This window comes from Immundisolibacter sp. (genome assembly GCF_028696615.1).
Lineage (GTDB): Bacteria > Pseudomonadota > Gammaproteobacteria > Immundisolibacterales > Immundisolibacteraceae > Immundisolibacter.
On record NZ_JAQVGQ010000311.1, the window covers coordinates 1 to 2653 of the forward strand.

A 2653-nucleotide genomic window follows, 5' to 3' on the forward strand; every position below is an offset into this window, starting at 1 on the left:
GCGACGCCCTGCTTGCGACCCTGCCGCAACTGCCCGGCCGCATCATCCTGGTCGCCAATGAAGTCGGCCTCGGCCTGGTGCCGGAGCACCCGCTCGGCCGCCTGTTCCGCGACGAGGCCGGCCGGCTTAACCAGGCGGTCGCCGCGCTGTGTCCGCGCGTAGTGTTCGTCGCCGCCGGCCTGCCGCTGGTGCTGAAGCAGGACTAAACTCGCCCCCTATCCGGCCGCCGCGGCGGCCCCGACACCGACTTCCCGGGAGTCTCGCCCCATGGACTACGCCATCACCCCGCCCGACCAGACGATTGCCACTGAGCTTCGGCACAAGATCGACCGCAAGACCAAGCCGCTCGGTGCGCTCGGCCGGCTCGAGCCGCTGGCGCTGCAGATCGGCCTCGTGCAGCAGACGCTGACGCCCGAACTGCGCCAGCCGCACATCGTCGTCTTCGCCGGTGACCACGGCGCGGCACGCGCAGGCGTGTCCGCCTATCCGCAGGACGTGACCTGGCAGATGGTGGAGAACTTCCTGGCCGGCGGCGCGGCAATCAACGTCTTCAGCCGGCAGATGGGGCTGGGGCTGACGGTCGTCGACGCGGGGGTCAATCACGACTTCGGCAAGCGCCCTGGCCTCATCGACGCCAAGATCGCACCGGGCACGGCAAACTACATCGAAGAAGCGGCGATGAGCGCCGAACAACGCGATGCAGCCCTGCAACGCGGGCGCGAGATCGCGCATGCGCTGGCGGACAACGGCTGCAACTGCGTCGGCTTCGGCGAGATGGGCATCGGCAACACCGCATCGGCCTCGCTGCTGACGCACTGTCTGGTCGGCGCCGAGCGCGGCGCCGACCTCTACACCGTGACCGGCCGCGGCACCGGGCTGGACGACGCCGGCCTCATCCACAAGCGCGCCCTGCTCAAGCAGGCGCTGGAGCGCGGCGACCGGCCGGCCGATCCGCTGGCGGTGCTGGCCGAATACGGCGGCTTCGAGATCGCGATGATGGCCGGTGCCATGCTCGGCGCCGCCGAACGCAGGATGCTGGTCCTGATCGACGGTTTCATCGTCACCTCGGCACTGCTGGTCGCGCACGCCATCGACCCGAACGTGCTGCCCTACTGCGTGTTCGCCCATCGTTCGCAGGAACCCGGCCACCGCGTCCAGCTCGACCATCTGCTGGCCGAACCGTTGATGTCGCTGGACCTGCGGCTGGGCGAAGGCACCGGCGCCGCGCTGGCCTGGCCGCTGGTGCAGGCGGCCGTGAGCTTCCTCAACGAAATGGCGAGCTTCGAGTCGGCCGGCGTCAGCGATCAGGGCTGACGCACGCGACATGCGCTACCAGCTCGAACTGTTCTTCACCGCGCTCGGCTTCTTCACCCGCCTGCCAGTGCCGGCCTGGGTGCCGTGGTCGCCCGAGCGGCTGAACCACGCAGCGCGCTTCTTTCCGCTGGTCGGCTGGGTGGTGGGGGCCGTCGGCGCGGCCAGCTACGCGGTGTTCGCGCTGGTCCTGCCGGCCTCGCTGGCGGTGATCCTGTCGATGGCGGTGACGATCCGCCTCACCGGCGCCTTCCACGAGGACGGCTTCGCCGACAGCTGCGACGGCCTCGGCGGCGGCTGGGACAAGGCGCAGGTGCTGGCGATCATGAAGGACTCGCGCATCGGCAGCTACGGCACCATCGGCATGGTGCTGATGCTGATGGCGAAGGCGGCGGCACTGATCGAACTCACCCGTCTCGGCGCGACTGCCCCGCAGGGCACCGCGGCCGGCGTCGCCGCCGCGCTGCTCGTCGCCCACCCGCTGTCACGCCTGGCGGCGACCAGCCTCATCCACCTGCTGCCCTACGTGCGCCAGGACGACAGCGCCAAGTCCAGGCAGCTCGCCCGCCGCCTGACGCCGATGGAGCTCGCCATCGCCGGCACCTGCGGCCTGCTGCCGCTGGCCCTGCTTGCACCCGCGGAGGCGCTGGGCGCACTGGTCGCCGTGGTCGCCGTCACCGTCTGGGCCGCCCGCCTCTTCGTGCGCCGGCTGGGCGGCTACACCGGCGACCTGCTCGGCGCGACCCAGCAACTGGCCGAACTCGCCGCCTACCTCGGCCTGCTCGCCGCCCCGCGCCTCGCTGCCTTGGCCGCCGCATAGGACGCCCCGCCATGGAACTGCACCTCATCCGCCACCCGCGACCGGCAATCGAGCCGGGCATCTGCTACGGCCAGCACGACATCGGCCTGGCCGAATCCGCCGCCGAGGTCGCAACCCGCCTGCGCCCGCTGCTGCCCGGCCGCTTCGCGCTGCACGCCAGCCCGCTGATGCGCGCCCGGCTGCTGGCCGAGGAACTCGGCACCCCACGACTGGACGCGCGCCTGAAGGAGATCCACTTCGGCGAATGGGAAGGGCGCACGTTCAGCGCCATCGGCACCGCCATCGACGACTGGGCCGCCGACCCGCTCGGCTTCCGCGCACCGGGTGGCGAATCCGCGCGCGAGATGACGACCCGCGTGCTGCACTGGCTCAGCGACCTGCAGCTTTCCGCCCCCGACGAGCCGGTGGTGATCGTCGCCCACGGCGGCCCGCTGCGCGCCATCGCCGGCCACCTGCTCGGCCTGCCGCCCGAGCGCTGGCTGGGGCTGGACTTCGGCTGCGGGCAGGTGACGCGGCTGGACG

Annotated in this window: 4 protein-coding genes; all 4 read left to right on the top strand. The window is 71.7% G+C overall.

All coding sequences use genetic code 11. From position 1 onward, the window contains the following. Positions 1-206 (top strand): bifunctional adenosylcobinamide kinase/adenosylcobinamide-phosphate guanylyltransferase (locus PHC73_RS13685; RefSeq protein WP_300129366.1); only part of this gene is annotated, 206 nt, incomplete at its 5' end. Positions 207-267: 61 nt separating this feature from the next. Then, positions 268-1314 (top strand): nicotinate-nucleotide--dimethylbenzimidazole phosphoribosyltransferase, encoded by a 1047-nt coding sequence (gene cobT, locus PHC73_RS13690; RefSeq protein WP_300129368.1) that lies wholly within the window; start codon positions 268-270, stop codon positions 1312-1314. Between the two features lie 10 nt (positions 1315-1324). Further along, positions 1325-2131, top strand: a complete 807-nt coding sequence (locus tag PHC73_RS13695) for an adenosylcobinamide-GDP ribazoletransferase (protein WP_300129370.1) — start codon at positions 1325-1327, stop codon at positions 2129-2131. An 11-nt stretch (positions 2132-2142) separates the two neighbouring features. Next, on the top strand, positions 2143-2653 hold a 511-nt coding region (gene cobC, locus PHC73_RS13700), incomplete at its 3' end, for an alpha-ribazole phosphatase family protein (protein WP_300129371.1).